Source organism: Pseudomonas sp. CAM1A, from assembly GCF_047501685.1.
Lineage (GTDB): Bacteria > Pseudomonadota > Gammaproteobacteria > Pseudomonadales > Pseudomonadaceae > Aquipseudomonas.
In genome coordinates this window covers 255,250-274,553 of record NZ_JBFNXP010000008.1, presented here as the reverse complement: position 1 = coordinate 274,553, position 19,304 = coordinate 255,250, and the positions used below count along the sequence as shown (strand labels likewise).

Below are 19,304 nucleotides of genomic sequence, written 5' to 3'. Positions count from 1 at the left end.
TCATCCTTGGCGCTTGAAGCCGGTCACGGCGGGGCGTGGCGGCCAGGGCAGGCGCTCGCGCCGGCCGTTGTTGTCGAAGATCAGGCCATCGGCGTCGATGTCCTGCAGCACGATGCCCGGCGCCAGGCGCTGGCCACGGCCGAGAGTGCGCACCTGCTGGCCGTGGCGCAGCACCACCACGCTGGCCGACAGCGGCTGGGCCTTGAGCCCGCCCAGGTAGGCCAGGGGCAAGCGGGTCAGCGGAATGCGGCCGTCGTCCACCGGCGCTTGCCAATGCTCGGCCAACAAGCCCGGCAACGGCGCCAGCGCCGGCACTGGTGCGCTCGCCGGTTGCGGCTGGCGGCTGAGCAGCAGCACGCACTGCGCCGCCAGCCAACCGGCCAGGGTCAGCAGGGCGAAGCTGAAAATCCGCGAAGTCACGCGGCCACCTGGTGCGGGTGCCATCCAGGGTGCCCCTGCACGTAGCGCACGGCCGGCAGTTGCAAGGGGGCCAGGGCCCAGCCCGGCGCCTGGCGGGTCAGCCAGGCTTCGAGGCTTTGCCACAATGGCGCGCCAGCCTGGGCATCGAAGTGCAGGCCAAAGGTACGGCACAGGCCCTCGACGGGTTGCAGGCCGATGATGCGCTTGCCGTTGGGGCTGTAGCTGACCTGCCAGTCCTGGCTTTGCCAGCGCGGCAGGTCCTGGCTGTTGTCCAGCAGCAACGGGTCGCCGAACAGCTGCTCGGCGGCGTTTTCCAGCACCTGCTCGACCTGGCGCGCCGGGGCCTCGACCACGGGGGCGGGGTAGCCTCCGGTCAGGCTGATGAGGTGTTCACGGGTGATCGGTTCACCCGCGCGCAGTGGGTAGTCGTAACGCAGGCCGGGCAGCAGCACCGGCATGCTCGAATCGTCGGCCAGGGCCTGGTGCAACAGGCGGTCCCAGCTGCCGCCACGGGTATCGCGGCGCCACAATGCTTCAGGTGCACGGGCCAACGGCTGGTCGAGCCAGGCGGCATGGCCACTGCGCTGGCGTTGCAGCTCACCACGCAATTGGCTTGCACGCGCCAGTGCCTGGGAGCCGAGGCTGTGCTCGAAGGCCGGGAAGAACCGCGCCTCGAACTGCCACTGATTGCCCGCCTGGCGGCAGCGCAGGCGAAACGCCCCGCTCGCCCGGCAACCGGCGAACAGTACCGGTACCCGCCGACCGCTTGCCTGGGTAGCCTGTACCGGCGTCGGCCACAGGTCCTGGCCCCGGGCACAGAGCAGCACGTCCACTTCCGGCACACGCTCGGCCAGCCAAAGCCCGGGGCCAGTGCCGACATCCGCCAGCGCCACCACCAGGTCGGCCTCGCGCCGGGCTTGCTGGAAGCTCGGTTGCAAGGATTGGTACCACTGCTTCAGGGAGGCCTTCTGGTCCTGGGCGTAAGGGTCGGTGACACCGACCACGGCGATGCGCACACCGCCGCGCTGGAACACCTGTAGCCCCTTGACGCCCAGCGCCTTGGCCTGTGCATCCGCCAGACCGGCACCGAGGGTAATAGAAGATGACTGGCGATAGAGCCCGGCACTGCGCTGCGGCCACAGCACACGCTCATCGCTGCTGACCCGCACCTCGCTGCCCAGCAGTTGGCTGCCCTGCACACCACTTTCGCCCTGGGTGAGGTAGGCCAGGCCGCTGCCGTTCCAGCATTGGCCGTTTTCCAGGGTCAGGCATTGTTCGCTGCCAGCCTCGCGCCGCAGCTGTTCAAGCAGCGCGGCCAATACGGCATAGCCTCCAGTCTGGGCCTGGCCAGCCAGGCCAGCATCAAGCAACGGCGCCAGCTCAAGCTGCCCGGCACTCGCGTTCGGCCCGCTCATCCACGGGGCTCGCCCCAGATGGCTGACCGGCCCCAGGCGCGTGGCCGGTACCACGGCCTGGCCCGGCTGGCGAGCGTCGAGGGTATCGGCGACATACAGCAGGTCCAGCGCGCGGTCGCCAGCGCCACGGGGCATGGGCAAGGCCGAGCAGGCGCCGAGCAACGGTGCCAGGGCACCGACACCCATCCAGCTGATCACTTCGCGCCTGCTTGCCATCGACTCCGCCATCCCTGTTCTCGTTGGGCTCCGGATATTGCGGCGCTTGCGTGACAGTTTGATGGCAGAAAACGGACGGTAATTCCAAAAGCGAATTGATTAAGTCGTTAGTAATAGCCGTGAGTTTTAAACGCTCGTTAACAAATCTGACAATCAATCATCATACTTGCCGTCTACAGTCGCGGTTTCCTTCAACTCAGCCAAAAAAAGGACACCCTGATGAGTCGAGATACCGGCGATAACCTGGACCGCAACCAGAGCGGCAACCTGCCGATGGCCAGTGTCATGGACACTTACCTGAGCCGTCGCTCCGTGGTCCGCGGCAGCCTCGGCGCGGCCATCGCCATGATCGCCGGTGCCGGCCTGACCGGTTGCTTCGACAGCGGCGGCGGCTCGGATCACGACGATCCAGCGCCGCAGCCGGAGAAGCCCAAACTCAAGCTGGGCTTCAACTCCATCGCCGGCTCGCGCACCGACGCCTGCGTGGTCGCCGCCGGTTACAGCGCCTATGTGCTGGCGCCCTGGGGCACGCCGCTGAACGCCACCGCCAACCCCTGGAAAGCCGACGGCAGCAACAGCTCCACCGACCAGGCCAACGCCATGGGCATGCACCACGACGGCATGCATTTCTTCCCCATCAACGGCAGCTCCAGCGATGGCCTGCTGGCGATCAACTTCGAGTACATCGACACCGCCGCCCTGCATCCGGCCGGCCCCACTACCGTCGCCGGTAAACGTCCGGTCGAGGAAGTGCGCAAGGAAATCAACGCCCATGGCGCGGGCGTGGTGCGCATCAGCAAGGTCGCCGGGCGCTGGCAGGTGGTTGACAACGACCCGCTCAACCGCCGCTTCACCACCGTCTCGCTGATGGACATCGCAGGCCCGCTGCGCGGCACCGACCACGTCAAGACCAAGTTCTCGCCCTCCGGCACCCAGTGCCGCGGCACCAACAACAACTGCGGCAACGGCTACACCCCGTGGGGCACCTACCTGACCTGCGAGGAGAACTGGCCCGGCATCTTCGTCAACAAAGGTGTGCGCCCGGCCGACCAGGTACGCATCGGCGTCTCCGCCAGCAGCGGCCAGTACAAATGGGAAACCGCGGCTGGTGATGCCAGCGAAGTGGCCGGCGAGTTCGCCCGCTTCGACATCACCCCCACCGGCGCCGGCGCCACCGACGACTTCCGCAACGAAGCCAGCACCTACGGCTACATCGTCGAGATCGACCCGTACACCAGCAACACCCTGGCGGTGAAGCGCACCGCCCTGGGTCGCTTCCGCCACGAAGGCTGCTGCCCGGGCCTGCCGGTGGCCGGCAAGCCGCTGGTCTGGTACACCGGCGACGACTCCAACAACGAGTATTTGTACAAGTTCGTCTCCGACGCCCTGTGGGACCCGGCCGACGCCAACCCGGCCGACCGCCTGGCCACCGGCGCCAAGTACATGGACAAAGGCAAGCTGTATGTCGCCCGCTTCGATGCCAACGGCACCGGCGCGTGGCTGCTGCTCGACGTGGCCACCCCGACCACCGCCGGCAGCACCCTGGGCGCGCAGTTCGGCGACCTGCCGGGCATCATCCTCAACACCCGTGGCGCCGCCGACGCCGTGGGCGCCACGCCCATGGACCGCCCGGAGTGGACCGCCGTCAACCCGCTCAACGGCGACGTCTACCTGACCCTGACCAACAACAGCGCGCGCACCGCGGCCAAGGTCGATGCGGCCAACCCACGCGGGCCGAACCGCCACGGCCATATCATCCGCTGGCACGACAGCGACGACCACAAGACCTTCACCTGGGACATCTTCGTGTTCGGCGCCAACGCCGCCGGTGCGCCGGACATCAACCGCTCGGGCCTGACCGAACTGAACCAGTTCGCCAGCCCCGACGGCATGAGCTTCGATAGCCGCGGCGTGCTGTGGTTCGAGACCGACAACGGCGAGGCCACCTTGACCAGCTACACCAACGACCAGGTGCTGGCGGTGATCCCCACCGACCTGGTGGACGCCAATGGCAAGCAGATCCCGGTCAACGCCACCAACCAGGCGGACCTGCGCCGCTTCTTCGTCGGCCCGAACGGCTGCGAGGTGACGGGGATTGCCTTCACCCCGGACAACAAGACCATGTTCGTCAACATCCAGCACCCGGACAACTGGCCGAGCACCGACAAGGCCACCGACGTCACGCCAACCGGCACCTCGGTGCGGCCACGGGCTTCGACGGTGGTGATCCAGCGTAATGATGGCGGGGAGATCGGCACCGTCTGATCAATCAGCTTTCACCTCAATCGCGGGACAAGTCGCATCGGTGCGCCGATGCGATTTGTCCCGCGATTTTGTTCTACCAGGCCACCGCCTCCCTGCCCCTCACGCGCACCTGCTGCGCCGGCACCCGCGCATGCCATTGCACCACGCCCAACGCCTCGATCTGGAACTGGCTGCGCAGCGTGCGCCCCTCTTCCTCGAACAACAGCTGCAGGACGAAATGGCCGCTGTTGAGCAACAACCCTTCGCTTAGCCGGGCGAAGGTCTCGTCATCCACCGCCCCCAGTGCCTGGCGCAATGCCGCGGCATCCACGTAGCCAGCCGCTGGCCGGCCGCTGATGATGCGGCTGAGCATCGAGCGGGAAAACTGTCCTTCGTACAGGGCCTCCAGCAACGGCAAGTGCTCCAGCCCCAGGGCATTGGCATTGAGCCGCCAGCCGCCGGTCGAGGGCAGCGCGCAGAGCATTCGATAGCGGCCTTGCCGGCCACTGTCCGGCTCCAGCAGCAGGTTCAGCTCACTGGTGTCGAGCATCGGCTGGTTGGCCGCCAATCGCGGTGGTTGCTGGCGCAGGTACTGGGCACTCTCGGCGCCCTGCAGACGGGCGTCACTGTCGGCATCCAGCCAGTCGGCCAGGGCATCGACCAGCCGCTCGGCGGCCATGTCATCGCCCAACAGCTGGCGCAACTGGCGTTCGGCCCGTGGACCATCCTCCCCCAGCAGGGCGTTGACGTTGAAGCAGCTGTGCTGGTCGATCACCCGCAACTGCGCCTTGCCAGCGCCAAAGTCATAGGTCAGCGGTTGCCCGCGCAGGGCCTGCCAGAACAGCGGGCTGGCGCGCCAGGCCGGATCACGCAGAGCCTGGGAGGCGTAGGCCAGGCCAGCCTGCTCCATGGCCCGCACCTGCACCCGCTGGTGCAACAGGCGCACCGCGTCCACCTGGCGCCGGCCATCCTCCACCAGCCAGGCCAGCCCCGCCGCGAGCATCGCCAGTACCACCAGCACCATCAGCAGTGCCGCGCCCTGTTGTCGCCTGCGCCCCATCCCTGTCTTCCCGTGGCCACTGAAAAGCGCCAGTCAACACACCCGTTGTTTCAGGCAGATGGCAGTCATGTGCCCGTCATCTGCACAGGGCAGGATTGGCCTTCCTTTTTCTTTGACCTGACAGGAGTGGTCTTACATGGGTGGCATCGGAATCTGGCAATTGGTGATCGTGCTGTTGATCGTCTTCCTGCTGTTCGGCACCAAGCGTCTCAAAGGGCTGGGCGGTGATGTGGGCGAGGCGATCCAGGGCTTTCGCAAGTCCATGGGCGGCACTGCCGACAACACTGTCGAGCAACAGCCGCAAGTGCTGAACAATCAGCCGGTGCAGCAGACACAAACGGATCGTCAGGCCTGATGTTCGAGATCGGCTTCACCGAACTGCTGTTGGTGGGCATCGTCGCGCTGCTGGTGCTCGGCCCCGAGCGCCTGCCAGTGGCGGCACGCACCCTGGGCCGTGGGCTGGGCCAAGCGCGGCGAGCGCTGAATGCGTTGAAAGCGCAGGTGGAGCGGGAGATCGACATGCCCGCCCTGGATGCCGCGCCGTTGCAGCGCCTCGAGCAGGAGGTCCGCCAGGGCATCCAGCTCGACGCGACGCCTGCCAATGACCCGACACCAGTCGCCCATGCCAGGGAGAGCGCTTGATGTCCCTCGCTCTCGACCAGGCGGCGCGCATGCCGCTGACCGATCATCTGCGCGACCTGCGCAAGCGCCTGGTGCGCTGCCTGCTGGTGATCGCGCTGGTGTTCTGCGGGCTGTTCCCCTTCGCCCAGACCCTGTACACGCAGATCTCCGAACCACTGCGCCGTTACCTGCCCGAAGGCGCCAGCATGATCGCCACCAGCGTCACCTCGCCGTTTCTTGCGCCATTCAAGCTGACGGCGATGTGCGCGCTGTTCGTCGCCATGCCGCTGCTGCTGCACCAGGCCTGGGGCTTCATCGCCCCGGGGCTGTACCGCCGCGAACGGCGCATCGCCCTGCCGCTGCTGGTGTCGAGCATCCTGCTGTTCTACGGCGGCATGGCGTTCGCGTTCTTCCTGGTGTTCCCGATGATGTTCGGTTTCTTCGCCAGCGTGACCCCGGACGGGGTGGCGATGATGACCGACATCGGCTTGTACCTGGACTTCATCCTGGCGCTGTTTTTGGCGTTCGGCCTGGCCTTCGAGATCCCGGTGGCGACCTTCATCGTGGTCTGGGCGGGGTTGACCGACGTCGCCACGCTGCGGCGCAGCCGGCCTTATGTGATTGTCGGCTGCTTCGTGGTGGGGATGATCCTGACGCCGCCAGATGTTTTTTCCCAGACCATGCTGGCGGTGCCGATGTGGGTGCTGTTCGAGGTGGGGTTGCTGGCGTGTGGGTTGGTGCGCCGGGCGGAGTAAAGTTGTACCGGCCTTATCGCGGGGCAAGCCCGCTCCCACGCCAATCGCACATTTGCACATTCTGCGTGGGAGCGGGCTTGCCCCGCGATAGGGCCATCAGCTCAACCAGAGCGGTTCAACCCCACCTCCATGTCATCGATCAGCGCCTTGGCCATGGCGCTGAGGATCCGCGCCGAGCTGCCGGCCAGCAGGTCACCCTCCATTTCCGCCTCGCAAGTCAGGTGGCGGATGCAGCCGAGCAGCACCGACAACTCGCTGAAAGCGTCCTCGAAGGAAACACCCGGCTCGACCTTGAACAGGTCTAGGCAGACCGTGCGGCCTGCGGTGTGTCCGCGAGTCATGGTCGGGGCTCCGGTTTGTGTTCGAGCAGGGCGCAGGCCAGTTGGCCGAGGTAGTCGCTGGCGGTGAACAGGCGATCCTGTACGTCCCCCGGTTCGGTCTTGAAGTAGATATCGAGCACATCGGAAATGGCGGTGGCGACTTCGACAGCAGCGGACATGGCCTCCTCGCGGGTGAGCGTGGAACGGATGCTGATGAAGGGCGCGAGACGGGGTGGATCTGGGACGATTTTTTTCATAGGTCGAACTCTTGTGCGTTCCAAGGAAGCGCCATCCCAAGGCAATTCTCACAAGACAAAGGGTGGCAGCCGTGAACGGGGTGAGAATCCGGGGCACAAGAAACCCGGTCAGACCGAAGTCTGCCCGTGCACGGCTGCCATGAAAGGACTGCCGAAAAACTTGTACTCCAGGATTCTCACACCCTGGTCACCAAATCTGGCGACCCGGTGAAGTTATCCCTGGGGTCTTTCCCCGACAACGCAGCAGCTTCCGGCAAGCACGTAGGATAGTTCCCAAGCTTTTCTGGCTGAAGCATTTGGTTTCAAGTTCGGAAATGTCCGACACCAGATTTGAGGGATGGAGCGCCAAATTTCTATCGACACACATCCCCATCGACACACCAATCCAGACCAGTGGTATTGACCTGGTATTAAAGTGGTATTAATTTTCCACCCAACAACAATATCGGACACCGCCCATGCGTCCTCTATCGGCCCTGCGCCCCGACGACACCAGCGCCACCCCGCTCTACCTGCAGCTGGCGCGCAACCTGGAACAGGCCATCCACGCCGGCCAGTGGACCGCCGACCAGGCATTGCCCTCGGAGCGCACCCTCAGCGAAACCCTGGACATTTCCCGGGTCACCGCGCGCAAGGCCCTGGAGGTCCTGCTCGAACAAGGCCTGATCCAACGCATCCAAGGCTCCGGCACCTTCATCACCCCACGCCTGGAACAACCCCTGTCGCGCCTGTCGAGCTTCAGCGAAATGCTGCGCATGAAAGGCTTCGTGCCCAGCTCCCAGTGGCTTGAACGCAGCATCGGCACCCCGAGCAACGACGAACTGATCCGTCTGGGCCTGTCGCCCACCGACCAGGTGGCCCACCTCAAGCGCCTGCGCAAGGCCGACGACATCGTCATGGCGGTGGAGGTCAGTACCCTGCCCGCCCGTCTGCTTGGTGACCCGCAGGCCATCGGCGATTCGCTGTACCAGCACCTCGACCAGCTCGGCCGCCCGGTGGTCCGCGCCCTGCAACATATCCGCGCAATCAACGCCAGCGACGAACTGGCGGCCCAGGTAGGCATCGCCCCCGGCACCGCCATGCTGCTGATGACCCGGATCGGCTACCTCGACGACAACACCGCCATCGAGCTGACCGACACCTACTGCCGCAACGACTACTACGACTTCGTCGCCGAACTGCGACGCTGACCGGAGCCCCCATGGACATCGCCAACATCCTCACCCCCGACGGCTGGGTGCGCGGACAGCTGCACCTCGAAAACGGCCGCATTCAGGCCATCGAGGGCACGCCGTGCGACCCGCAGGCCAACGACCTGCCCTACCTGTTGCCCGGTTTCATCGACCTGCATGTGCATGGCGGCGGTGGCAGCGACATCATGCAGGGCGGTGAGGCCTTCGCCACCATCGCCCGCACCCATCGGCGCTTCGGCACCACCTCGTTGCTGGCCACCACCATGACCGCGCCCCGCGAGGAGTTGACCCGCGTGCTCACCGAACTGGGCGAGCACCTCGGGCAACCGCGCCAAGGCGCGCGCATCCTCGGCGTGCACCTGGAAGGCCCGTACATCAACCCCGGCAAGCTCGGCGCGCAGCCGAACTTTGCCCACCAGGCGCTGCTCGACGAGGTCGAAGAGTACCTGGCCCTGGCACCGATAAAGGTCATCACCATCGCCCCGGAGGTCGCCGGCCACCTGCCGCTGATCCAGGCCCTGAGCCAGCGCGGCATCCGCCTGCAGCTCGGCCACACCCTGGGCAGCTACGAAGAAGGCGTGGCGGCCCTGGAGGCCGGCGCCACCAGCTTCACCCACCTGTACAACGCCATGAGCCCGCTGCACCACCGCGAGCCTGGCATCGTCGGCGCGGCCCTGGCCCACGCCCGCTATGCCGAACTGATTCCCGACCTGCTGCACGTGCACCCGGGCGCCATGCGCGTGGCCCTGCGCTCGATCCCGTGCCTGTACTGCGTGACCGACTCCACCGCCGCCGCCGGCATGCCCGATGGTGAATACCGCCTGGGCAGCCACACCGTGACCAAGTGCCTGGGCGGCGTGCGCCTGCCCGACGGCACCCTGGCCGGCAGCACCCTGACCATGGACCAGGCCCTGCGCAACCTGGTGAAGATCGGCCTGCCGCTGGCCGAGGCCTCTGAACGCCTGTCCCGTTACCCCGCCGATTACCTCGGCATCGCCGACCGTGGCCGCCTGCAACCGGGCGCCTGGGCCGACGCGGTGCTGCTGGACCGCCAACTGAACCTGACCGCCGTGATGGTCGAAGGAGAAACCGCATGAGTTCAAGGATGCTCGAAGAAGCCCGCGCCTGCGCCGATGTCGTCGAACGACAGAACCAGGCGCTGGACCCGCGCCTGGAAACCCTGAGCGAACAACTGCGCCGGCTCGACCCGCAAGTGGCGCTGACCGTGGCCCGAGGCAGCTCGGACCACGCCGCCAGCTACTTTGCCTACATCGCCATGCAGCAGCTGGGCCTGCCGGTGGCTTCGCTGCCGATGTCGGTGGTGACCTTGCAGCAGGCGCCGCTGCGGGTGCGCGGCCAGGTGGCGCTGGGCTTCTCGCAGTCGGGGCAGAGCCCGGACCTGGTCGACAGCCTGCGTCGCCTGAACCAGTGCGGCGCAACCACTGTGTCGCTGGTCAATGCCGAGGGCTCGCCGCTGGAGCAGGCCTGCCAGCACCACCTGCCGCTGGGCGCCGGGCCCGAATTGTCGGTGGCGGCGACCAAGAGCTTCGTCGCCACCCTGAGCGCCAGCGCTCGCCTGGTCGCACACTGGGGCCAGGATCGCGCCTTGCTGGAGGCCGGCCTTGCCCTGCCCGCGCAGCTGCGCGAGGCCGCCGCGCAGGACTGGAGCTGGGCCATCGACACCCTGCGCGACAGCGAGCGCCTGATGGTGATCGGCCGGGGCGCGGGCTTCGCCATCGCCCAAGAGGCTGCGCTCAAGCTCAAGGAAACCTCGGTGATCCAGGCCGAAGCCTTCAGCAGCGCCGAAGTACGCCATGGCCCGATGGCCCTCATCGATGCCCAATACCCGCTGCTGGTATTCGCCCCGCGTGGCGTCGAGCAGGCCGGCTTGCTGCAGCTGGCCGCCGACATGCGCCAGCGCGGCGCCCGGGTGCTGCTGGCGGCGCCCGCCGATATCGCCGGGCGCGACCTCACCCTGAGCTGCGCCGAACACCCGGCCCTGGACCCGCTGCTGGCGATCCAGAGCTTCTACGTCATGGCCGCGGCCCTGGCCGAGGCCCGTGGCCTCGACCCCGACCAGCCGCGCCACCTGAGCAAAGTGACCTGCACGCAGTAGAGCCGCGAGGAACAGCGCATGCCCGACAATAACAAGATCATCCTCCATGCCCCGCTCGCCGGACCACAGGTACCGCTGGACCAGGTACCCGACCCGGTGTTCAGCGGCGCCACCCTCGGCGACGGCGTCGCCATCGACCCGTTGAACGACGTGCTGCACGCGCCCTGCGCGGGCGAAGTGGTGCAACTGGCCCGTACCGGCCATGCGCTGACCCTGCGCGCGGCCAACGGCGCGGAAATCCTCTTGCATATCGGTGTCGACACCGTGCAGTTGCAGGGGCGTGGCTTCACGCCGCTGGTGGCGCTGGGCGACCAGGTGACCCAGGGACAACCGCTGGTGCGCTTCGACATGGACCAAGTGGCACAGCACTGTGTCAGCCTGGTCACCGTGATGCTGGTCAGCAATGGCCCGGGCTTTGGCCTGACGCGACTGGATACAGGCGCTTCGCGCCTGGGCGCGGCGCTACTGGAGGTCGAGGCCACGGGCAGCGAAGCGCAGGCACGCCCGGTCAGCCATGAGCGTGCACATGGTCATGCCCGGGTCGCTCATCACGGCGGCCTGCATGCCCGCCCTGCCGCCCTGCTCCGCCAGACTGCGCAAGGCTTCCAGAGCCATGCCGTGCTGCGTTTCGCCGAGCGCGAGGCCGACCTCGATAGCCTGGTGGCGGTCATGGGCCTGGGCGTTGGCGAAGGCGCCGAAGTCGAACTGATTTGCACCGGCCCGGACAGCCAGGCCGCGCTGCAGGCGTTGATCGCCGCCGTGCAGACAGCCTCGGTCGGTGAGCGCCATGCCGCGCATGCACCCACAAGCATCGCCACGCCCAAACCCAATGCCGAGTCCGGCGTGCTCAACGGTGTCTGCGCCGCCCCCGGCCTCGCCATGGGGCCGCTGGCACGCCTGGACGGCATCAGCCTGCCGGCGGACAGCGGCGACAACGACCCCGCCGAGCAGCACCAGGCGCTGAACAGTGCCTTGGCCGAGGTCCGCCATGCCATCGACCTCGACTGGCGGCACCTGCCTCGCGGCCAGGAGGACGCAGCGGCGATCCTCGAGGCCCATCTGGCCCTGCTCGACGACCCGGCCCTGCTCGGCGACGCCCGCCAGCATATCGCCAACGGCGTCGCCGCCAGCCATGCCTGGAGCCGTGCCATCGATGCCCAGTGCCAGATCCTGCGCAGCCTGGGCAACCCGTTGCTGGCCGAGCGCGCCAACGACCTGTACGACCTGCAACAGCGCGTGCTGCGGGCCTTGCTTGGTGAAACCCGGCAACTGCGCCTGCCGCCCTCGGCCATTGTCGTCGCCCATGAGCTGACGCCCTCCGACCTGCTGCTACTGGCTCGCCATGAGGTCGCCGGGCTGTGCATGGCCGCCGGCGGCGCCACCTCGCACGTTGCCATCCTCGCCCGCGCCCGTGGCCTGCCGTGCCTGGTGGCCGTGGGCGAAGCGTTGCTGGAGTTGCCCGCCGGCACGCCGCTGGTACTGGACGCCGACCAGGGCCGCCTGGAAACCGAGGCTGATACGCAGCGCCTGGCCGAGGTGCAGCGTCATGTGCAACAGCGCCGCGAAACCCGCCAACGCCAGCAGGCCGCCGCCCAGCAAAGCGCCCGCACCCGCGATGGCCAGCTGATCGAGGTCGCCGCCAATGTCGCCAGTGCCGAGGAGGCCGCCGAGGCCTTGGCCCAAGGCGCCGACGGCATCGGCTTGCTGCGCAGCGAGTTCCTGTTCATCGACCGCCCCACCGCACCGGACGAAACCGAGCAGCGCAGCGCCTACCAGGCCGTGCTCGATGCCATGGGCGAACGCCCGGTGATCATCCGCACCATCGATGTAGGCGGCGACAAGCAGCTCGACTACCTGCCCTTGCCGGCCGAGGCCAACCCGGTACTCGGCCTGCGCGGCATCCGCCTGGGCCAGGTGCGCCCGGAGCTGCTCGACCAGCAGTTGCGCGCACTGCTGCAAGTCAGCCCGCAACAGCGCTGCCGGATCATGCTGCCGATGGTGACCGAAGTCGACGAGCTGATCGCCATCCGCCTGCGCCTGGACCGGCTGGCCGGCGAGCTGGGCATCAGGCAACGCGCCGAGCTGGGAGTGATGATCGAGGTGCCGGCGGCGGCGCTGCTCGCCGAGCGCCTGGCCGAGCACGCGGACTTCTTCTCCATCGGCACCAACGACCTGTCCCAGTACACCCTGGCCATGGACCGCGACCACGCCGGCCTGGCTGCGCGGGTGGATGCCTTGCACCCCGCCTTGCTGCGCCTGATCGAGCTGACCTGCCAGGGCGCTGCCAAGCATGGGCGCTGGGTCGGCGTGTGCGGCGCGCTGGCCAGCGATCCGCTGGCCACGCCGGTGCTGGTCGGCCTGGGGGTGGCCGAGCTGTCGGTCAGCACGCCGCAGATCGGTGAGATCAAGGCCCTGGTGCGCCAGCTCGACGCCAGCGCCTGCCGCCGCTTCAGCCAAGGCCTGCTGGGCTTGGCCAGCGCTGCGGCGGTACGCCAGGCCTGCCGTGACTTCACCGCGCAACCCCACGCCCAACCTGCGGCCCCCGTGGCCCTACAACAATAATCGGAGCGCACCATGTACCAGCACTTCATCCAGGGCCTGCAGCGGCTTGGCCGCGCCTTGATGCTGCCCATCGCCATCCTGCCCATCGCCGGCCTGTTGCTGCGCCTGGGCGACACCGACCTGCTCGACATCGCCCTGGTGCATGACGCAGGCCAAGCGATCTTCGCCAACCTGGCGCTGATCTTCGCCATCGGCATCGCCGTGGGCTTCGCCCGCGACAACAACGGCACCGCGGGCCTGGCCGGGGCCATCGGCTACCTGGTGCTGGTGGCGACGCTGAAGGTGATCGACCCGAAGATCGACATGGGCATGCTCGCCGGGATCATCTGCGGCCTGCTCGGCGGTGGCCTGTACAACCGCTTCAAGGACATCCAGCTGCCGGACTACCTGGCGTTCTTCGGTGGCCGGCGCTTCGTGCCGATTGCCACCGGGGTGTCGGCGGTGTTCCTCGGGCTGCTGTTCGGCCTGGTCTGGCCGCCGATCCAGGACGGCATCAACAGCCTCGGCCAACTGATGTTGGAGAGCGGCAGTATCGGCGCGTTCTTCTTCGGCGTGCTCAACCGCCTGCTGATCATCACCGGCCTGCACCATATCCTCAACAACCTGGTGTGGTTCGTCTTCGGCAGCTTTCAGGCGGCCAGCGGCCAGATGGTCACGGGCGATCTGGCGCGCTTCTTTGCCGGCGACCCGAACGCCGGGCAGTTCATGGCCGGCATGTTCCCGGTGATGATCTTCGGCCTGCCCGCCGCCTGCCTGGCCATGTACCGCAATGCCCTGCCGGCCCGGCGCAAGCTGATCGGTGGCGTGCTGCTGTCGATGGCGCTGACCTCGGCGCTGACCGGGGTCACCGAGCCGATCGAGTTCGCCTTCATGTTCCTCGCGCCGCTGCTGTACCTGATCCATGCACTGCTGACCGGGCTGTCCATGGCCATCTGCGACCTGCTGGGGATCCGCCTGGGCTTCACCTTCTCCGGCGGCGGCATCGACATGGCCCTGGGCTGGGGACGCTCGAGCAACGGCTGGCTGGTGTTCCCCGTGGGCGTGCTCTATGGGTTGGTCTACTACTTCGTGTTCGACTACTGCATCCGCCGTTTCGACCTGAAGACACCCGGTCGCGAGGAACAGGCGGCCAGCCAGGCCGAGGGCAGCGATGCGCCACGGGCCCGGCGCTACATCGACGCCCTCGGCGGCGCGGCCAACCTGCAGGGCGTGGATGCCTGCACCACGCGCCTGCGCCTGGTACTGGCCGACCGCAACCTGGCCCGCGACCAGGACCTGAAGGCCCTGGGTGCCCTCGCGGTGGTACGCCCAGGCACCGGCGGCAGCCTGCAGGTGGTGGTGGGGCCGATGGCCGATGCGCTGGCCGACGAGATTCGTGGTGAGCTACCCCATGCGCGGGTAACGGCACCGGTGGTCGAGAAGGCCGCGGTGGTCACCGAGACGGTCGTTGCGGATGAATGGCTGCAGGCCTTGGGCGGACGCGAGAATGTGCTGCAAGCCCAGTGCGTGGCCTCGAGCCGGGTGCGGGTGCAAGTCAGGGATGAGGGCAAGGTAGAGCAGGAGCGCTTGATCGCCCTGGGATGCCTGGGGGTGAGTCCACAGGCAGGCGGCGTGTGGCATCTGCTGGTAGGTGGCAAGGCGCCTGCGCTGGGCGCCGCCTTGCAAGGCTGAAAAGCATCGCGGGGCAAGTCGCATCGGCGCACCGCCGCTCCCACGAACTTGCTTCGTGGGAGCGGCGGTGCGCCGATGCGACTTGCCCCGCGATGTCATTCGACGCCGTTCTAGAAGTCGGCCAGCGGCCAGACCTCATAAGCCGGCGTTTCATATGGGTGGCTCTGCTTGAGTGCGGCGACCACCTGGGCGATCAGCGCGTCAGCCACCACCAGCTCCACCTTCCACTCCTCGACCACCTCGACCTGACCGGTCTGCCCGATGTACGGCTGGCTGCCGTGCAACGGGCGGAACTGGCCCTGGCCGAGTGTCTGCCAGGCGCAGTGGTCATAGTCGCCGATACGCCCGCCACCGGCGGCAAACACAGCGGCCTTGACCACCTCGACATGGCTGTCGGGGACGAAGAAGGCGAGCTTGTACACCCTTAGTTCACCCAGACACGCGCGTTGCGGAACATGCGCATCAGCGCCGCGTCTTCCTGCCACTCATCCGGGCGCCAGGAGTTCTGCACGGCGCGGAACATACGCTCCGGGTGCGGCATCATGATGGTCACGCGGCCATCGCGGCTGGTCAGGCCGGTGATCCCGCGCGGCGAGCCGTTCGGGTTGGCCGGGTAGGCTTCGGTGACCTTGCCGTGGTTGTCGACGTAGCGCAGGGCCACACAACCGGACAGGTCGGCTTCCAGCAGTGCCTCTTCGCTGGCGAACTCGGCATGGCCTTCGCCGTGGGCGATGGCGATCGGCATGCGCGAACCGGCCATGCCCTGCAGGAAGATCGAGTTGGACTTCTGCACCTCGACCATGGCCACGCGGGCCTCGAACTGCTCCGAGCGGTTGCGCACGAAGTGCGGCCAGTACTCGGTGCCCGGAATCAGCTCGTGCAGGTTGGACATCATCTGGCAACCGTTGCACACGCCCAGGGCGAAGCTGTCGGTACGTTCGAAGAAGGCCTGGAAGGCATCGCGGGCACGGGTGTTGAACAGCGCCGACTTGGCCCAGCCTTCACCGGCACCGAGCACGTCGCCGTAGGAGAAGCCGCCGCAGGCCACCAGGCCCTTGAACGCTTCGAAATCGACACGGCCAGACAGGATGTCGCTCATGTGCACATCGACGGCGGCGAAGCCTGCGCGGTCGAAGGCCGCAGCCATCTCGACCTGGCCGTTGACGCCCTGCTCGCGCAGGATCGCCACTTGCGGGCGCACGCCCTTCTTGATGTAGGGCGCGGCGATGTCTTCGTTGACGTCGTAGCCCAGCTTGACCGACAGGCCTGGGTTGTCTTCTTCCAGCAGGACGTCGAATTCCTGGTCGGCGCAGTCGGCGTTGTCGCGCAGGCGCTGGACCTGATAGCTGGTTTCGGCCCACTGGCGCTGCAGCAGGCGGCGATCGCCGTTGAACAGCTCTTCGCCTTCGAAGTTGATCAGCACTTCACCGTTGTTGATCGGCTGGCCGATCACGGCGACGCAATCCTCACCCAGGCCAGCGGCGCTGAACTGCGCCAGCACATCCGGCGTGGCGTCCTGACGGACCTGGATCACCGCGCCCAGCTCTTCGTTGAAGAGGATGGCCGCGACTTTCTCGCGCTTGCTGGTCAGGTTGCCCAGTTCCAGCTCCAGGCCACAGTGGCCGGCGAAGGCCATTTCCAGCACGGTGGTCAGCAAGCCACCGTCGGAACGGTCGTGGTAGGCCAGCAGGTGGCCGTCTTCGTTCAGGCCCTGGATCACGGCGAAGAACGCCTTGAGGTCTTCGGCGTCATCGACGTCCGGCGCCTGGGCGGCCAGCTTGCCGTGGGTCTGCGCCAGGATCGAGGCGCCCATGCGGTTCTTGCCGCGACCCAGGTCGATCAGGATCAGGTCGGTCTCGCCCTTGTCCATGCGCAGCTGCGGGGTCAGGGTCTTGCGGATGTCGGTGACCGGGGCGAAGCCGGTGATGATCAGCGACATCGGCGAGGTGACGCTCTTCTGCTCGCCGGCTTCACTCCACTGGGTCTTCATCGACATCGAGTCTTTACCGACCGGGATGGTGATGCCCAGCTCCGGGCACAGCTCCATGCCGACGGCCTTGACGGTGTCGTACAGGCGGGCGTCTTCACCCGGGTGACCGGCGGCGGACATCCAGTTGGCCGACAGTTTGATGTCGGACAGCTTCTCGATGCGCGAGGCCGCCAGGTTGGTCAGGGTCTCGCCGATCGCCATGCGCCCGGACGCCGGGGCGTCGAGCAGGGCCAGCGGGGTACGCTCACCCATGGCCATGGCTTCACCGGTGTAGACGTCGAAGCTGGTGGCGGTGACGGCGCAGTCGGCCACCGGCACCTGCCACGGGCCGACCATCTGGTCGCGGGCCACGAGGCCGGTGATGGTGCGGTCGCCGATGGTGATCAGGAAGCTCTTGCTGGCCACGGCCGGGTGACGCAGGACGCGCTCGACCGAGTCCTTGAGTTCCAGGGTGCTCGGGTCGAACTCATCGCCCAGCTCCGCTTCGCGGGTAACCGAGCGGTGCATGCGCGGCGGCTTGCCCAGCAGCACGTCCAGCGGCATGTCCACCGGGGTGTTGTCGAAGTGGCTGTCGGTGACGGTCAGGTGCTTCTCTTCGGTGGCCTCGCCGACCACCGCGAACGGGCAGCGCTCGCGCTCGCAGATGGCCTGGAAGCGCTCGAAGTCCTCGGCGCTGACCGCCAGCACGTAACGCTCCTGCGACTCGTTGGACCAGATCTCGTGCGGGGCCATGCCCGGCTCGTCGTTGGGCACGTTGCGCAGTTCGAAGCGGCCACCGCGGCCACCGTCGTTGACCAGTTCCGGGAAGGCGTTGGAGATACCACCGGCGCCGACGTCGTGGATGAAGGCGATCGGGTTGTTGTCACCCAACTGCCAGCAGCGGTCGATGACCTCCTGGCAACGGCGTTCCATTTCCGGGTTCTCGCGCTGCACCGAGGCGAAGTCCAGGTCGGCGGAGCTGGCGCCGGTGGCGACCGAGGAAGCGGCGCCGCCGCCCAGGCCGATCAGCATGGCCGGGCCGCCGAGCACGATCAGCTTGGCGCCGACGGTGATCTCGCCCTTCTGCACATGGTCTTCACGGATGTTGCCCATGCCGCCGGCGAGCATGATCGGCTTGTGGTAGCCACGCACTTCCTCGCCGTGCGGGGTGTTGATGCCCTGCTCGAAGGTACGGAAGTAGCCGGTCAGCGCCGGGCGACCGAATTCGTTGTTGAACGCAGCGCCGCCCAGCGGGCCTTCGATCATGATGTCGAGGGCGTCGACGATGCGCTCGGGCTTGCCGTACGGCTTTTCCCAAGGCTGCTCGAAACCTGGGATGCGCAGGTTCGAAACGGTGAATCCGGTCAGGCCGGCCTTGGGCTTGGCGCCACGGCCGGTGGCGCCTTCGTCGCGGATCTCGCCGCCGGAGCCGGTGGAGGCGCCGGAGAACGGGGCGATGGCGGTCGGGTGGTTGTGCGTCTCGACCTTCATCAGGATGTGCACCGGCTCCTGCACCGCGCCGTACTGGCGGGTCTCAGGGTTCGGGAAGAAGCGCCCGGCCACCGAGCCGACGATCACCGAGGCGTTGTCCTTGTAGGCCGACAGCACGCCTTCGCTGTGCATCTGGTAGGTGTTCTTGATCATGCCGAACAGGCTCTTCTCTTGCGCCTGGCCGTCGATGTCCCAGCTGGCGTTGAAGATCTTGTGGCGGCAGTGCTCGGAGTTGGCTTGGGCGAACATCATCAGTTCGATGTCGTTCGGGTTGCGCGCAAGGTTCTGGAAGGCGGCGACCAGGTAGTCGATCTCGTCTTCGGCCAGGGCCAGGCCCAGGTCGATGTTGGCCTGGGCCAGGGCGGCGCGGCCACCGGCGAGGATGTCGACCGAGGTCATCGGCTTGGGCTGGGCGTGGCTGAACAGGTCGGCGGCGTCTTCGAGCTTGCCCAGCATGCGCTGGGTCATGCGGTCGTGCAGCTCGGCGGCGATGGCCTGGGCGTCGGCGTCATTGATGCTGCCGGCGACGTAGTAGGCGATGCCGCGCTCCAGGCGCTGGATCGACTGCAGGCCGCAGTTGTGGGCGATGTCACTGGCCTTGGATGCCCAGGGCGAGATGGTGCCCAGGCGCGGCACAACGAGGAACAGGCGGCCGGTCGGCTCCTGCACCGGCACGCTCGGGCCGTACTTGAGCAGACGGCCCAGCACCTGCTGCTGGTCGGCGGTCAGCTCGCCGTCGACGTCGGCGAAGTGGGCGAATTCGGCATACAAACCAGTAACAGCGGGGACTTTCTGGCTCAGTTGCTCGAGTAATTTACCGTGGCGAAAGGCAGAAAGGGCAGGAGCGCCGCGCAGGATCAACATCGTCGGGACAGCCTCAGGAAGGGGTGTGCTTAGAGGCCGTGCATTCTAGCCTAATTCGCAGGCTTTCGGCACCCGCTCTACGCCAATGCTGCCGGGCGGTGGAACCGGACTCCAGGGTCAAAAAATCGCC

At 67.2% G+C, this 19,304-nt stretch carries 16 protein-coding genes; 9 read left to right on the top strand and 7 right to left on the bottom strand.

Annotated elements, in window-relative coordinates; all coding sequences use genetic code 11:
- Nucleotides 1-444 (bottom strand): pilus assembly protein PilZ, encoded by a 444-nt coding sequence (locus ABZO33_RS18850; RefSeq protein ID WP_414537240.1) that lies wholly within the window; start codon nt 442-444, stop codon nt 1-3.
- Nucleotides 417-2,063, bottom strand: a complete 1,647-nt coding sequence (locus ABZO33_RS18845; protein WP_414537239.1) for a lipoprotein UxpA — start codon at nt 2,061-2,063, stop codon at nt 417-419. Before ABZO33_RS18845 ends, ABZO33_RS18850 begins: the two co-directional genes overlap by 28 nt.
- A 207-nt stretch (nt 2,064-2,270) precedes the next feature.
- Here ABZO33_RS18845 and ABZO33_RS18840 point away from each other — a divergent pair, with 207 nt between their 5' ends.
- Nucleotides 2,271-4,316 (top strand): PhoX family protein, encoded by a 2,046-nt coding sequence (locus tag ABZO33_RS18840; protein WP_414537238.1) that lies wholly within the window; start codon nt 2,271-2,273, stop codon nt 4,314-4,316.
- Between the two features lie 73 nt (nt 4,317-4,389).
- Here the strand turns inward: ABZO33_RS18840 and gspK are convergent, their stop codons facing one another.
- Nucleotides 4,390-5,355: a type II secretion system minor pseudopilin GspK gene (gene gspK / locus ABZO33_RS18835; RefSeq protein WP_414537237.1), complete on the bottom strand. Its 966-nt coding sequence runs from the start codon at nt 5,353-5,355 to the stop codon at nt 4,390-4,392.
- Nucleotides 5,356-5,491: 136 nt separating this feature from the next.
- On the opposite strand from gspK, the gene tatA reads away from it, so the two are divergent.
- The 3 genes from tatA to tatC are packed head-to-tail and all read left to right on the top strand — an operon-like array spanning nt 5,492 to nt 6,731.
- Nucleotides 5,492-5,710 carry a twin-arginine translocase TatA/TatE family subunit gene (gene tatA / locus ABZO33_RS18830; RefSeq protein ID WP_046854345.1) on the top strand — a complete coding sequence of 73 codons (219 nt, stop codon included), beginning with the start codon at nt 5,492-5,494 and terminating at the stop codon, nt 5,708-5,710.
- Entirely contained in the window at nt 5,710-5,997 is a 288-nt protein-coding gene (tatB, locus tag ABZO33_RS18825; protein WP_414537236.1) for a Sec-independent protein translocase protein TatB, read from the top strand. Before tatA ends, tatB begins: the two co-directional genes overlap by 1 nt.
- On the top strand, nt 5,997-6,731 hold the full coding sequence (gene tatC / locus ABZO33_RS18820) for a twin-arginine translocase subunit TatC (protein WP_414537235.1): 735 nt from the start codon (nt 5,997-5,999) through the stop codon (nt 6,729-6,731). Before tatB ends, tatC begins: the two co-directional genes overlap by 1 nt.
- 101 nt (nt 6,732-6,832) lie before the next feature.
- Here tatC and ABZO33_RS18815 read toward each other — a convergent pair whose 3' ends face one another.
- Complete coding sequence (locus ABZO33_RS18815; protein ID WP_050704173.1) at nt 6,833-7,072, bottom strand: DUF3077 domain-containing protein; 240 nt, start codon at nt 7,070-7,072, stop codon at nt 6,833-6,835.
- Nucleotides 7,069-7,308 carry a hypothetical protein gene (locus ABZO33_RS18810; protein ID WP_414537234.1) on the bottom strand — a complete coding sequence of 80 codons (240 nt, stop codon included), beginning with the start codon at nt 7,306-7,308 and terminating at the stop codon, nt 7,069-7,071. Before ABZO33_RS18810 ends, ABZO33_RS18815 begins: the two co-directional genes overlap by 4 nt.
- Nucleotides 7,309-7,766: 458 nt before the next feature.
- Between ABZO33_RS18810 and ABZO33_RS18805 the strand changes: the two genes are divergently transcribed.
- From ABZO33_RS18805 to nagE, 5 genes are read left to right on the top strand one after another with little or no spacing between them, the layout of a single operon-like run.
- The gene (locus tag ABZO33_RS18805) at nt 7,767-8,498 is read left to right on the top strand and encodes a GntR family transcriptional regulator (protein WP_414537233.1); all 732 of its coding nucleotides are present in this window, start codon (nt 7,767-7,769) and stop codon (nt 8,496-8,498) included.
- An 11-nt stretch (nt 8,499-8,509) separates the two neighbouring features.
- The gene (gene nagA / locus ABZO33_RS18800) at nt 8,510-9,598 is read left to right on the top strand and encodes an N-acetylglucosamine-6-phosphate deacetylase (RefSeq protein ID WP_414537232.1); all 1,089 of its coding nucleotides are present in this window, start codon (nt 8,510-8,512) and stop codon (nt 9,596-9,598) included.
- The gene (locus ABZO33_RS18795) at nt 9,595-10,617 is read left to right on the top strand and encodes an SIS domain-containing protein (protein WP_414537231.1); all 1,023 of its coding nucleotides are present in this window, start codon (nt 9,595-9,597) and stop codon (nt 10,615-10,617) included. The genes nagA and ABZO33_RS18795 overlap by 4 nt, the downstream gene beginning before the upstream one ends.
- Nucleotides 10,618-10,635: 18 nt before the next feature.
- The gene (gene ptsP / locus ABZO33_RS18790; RefSeq protein WP_414537230.1) at nt 10,636-13,179 is read left to right on the top strand and encodes a phosphoenolpyruvate--protein phosphotransferase; all 2,544 of its coding nucleotides are present in this window, start codon (nt 10,636-10,638) and stop codon (nt 13,177-13,179) included.
- Nucleotides 13,180-13,191: 12 nt separating this feature from the next.
- Nucleotides 13,192-14,850 carry an N-acetylglucosamine-specific PTS transporter subunit IIBC gene (gene nagE, locus ABZO33_RS18785; RefSeq protein ID WP_414537229.1) on the top strand — a complete coding sequence of 553 codons (1,659 nt, stop codon included), beginning with the start codon at nt 13,192-13,194 and terminating at the stop codon, nt 14,848-14,850.
- Nucleotides 14,851-14,960: 110 nt separating this feature from the next.
- Here nagE and ABZO33_RS18780 read toward each other — a convergent pair whose 3' ends face one another.
- A complete protein-coding gene (locus ABZO33_RS18780) occupies nt 14,961-15,272 on the bottom strand; it encodes an NGG1p interacting factor NIF3 (RefSeq protein WP_414537228.1) in 312 nt (103 codons plus the stop codon).
- A 2-nt stretch (nt 15,273-15,274) separates the two neighbouring features.
- Nucleotides 15,275-19,174, bottom strand: a complete 3,900-nt coding sequence (gene purL / locus ABZO33_RS18775; protein ID WP_414537227.1) for a phosphoribosylformylglycinamidine synthase — start codon at nt 19,172-19,174, stop codon at nt 15,275-15,277.
- Between the last annotated feature and the right edge of the window lie 130 nt (nt 19,175-19,304).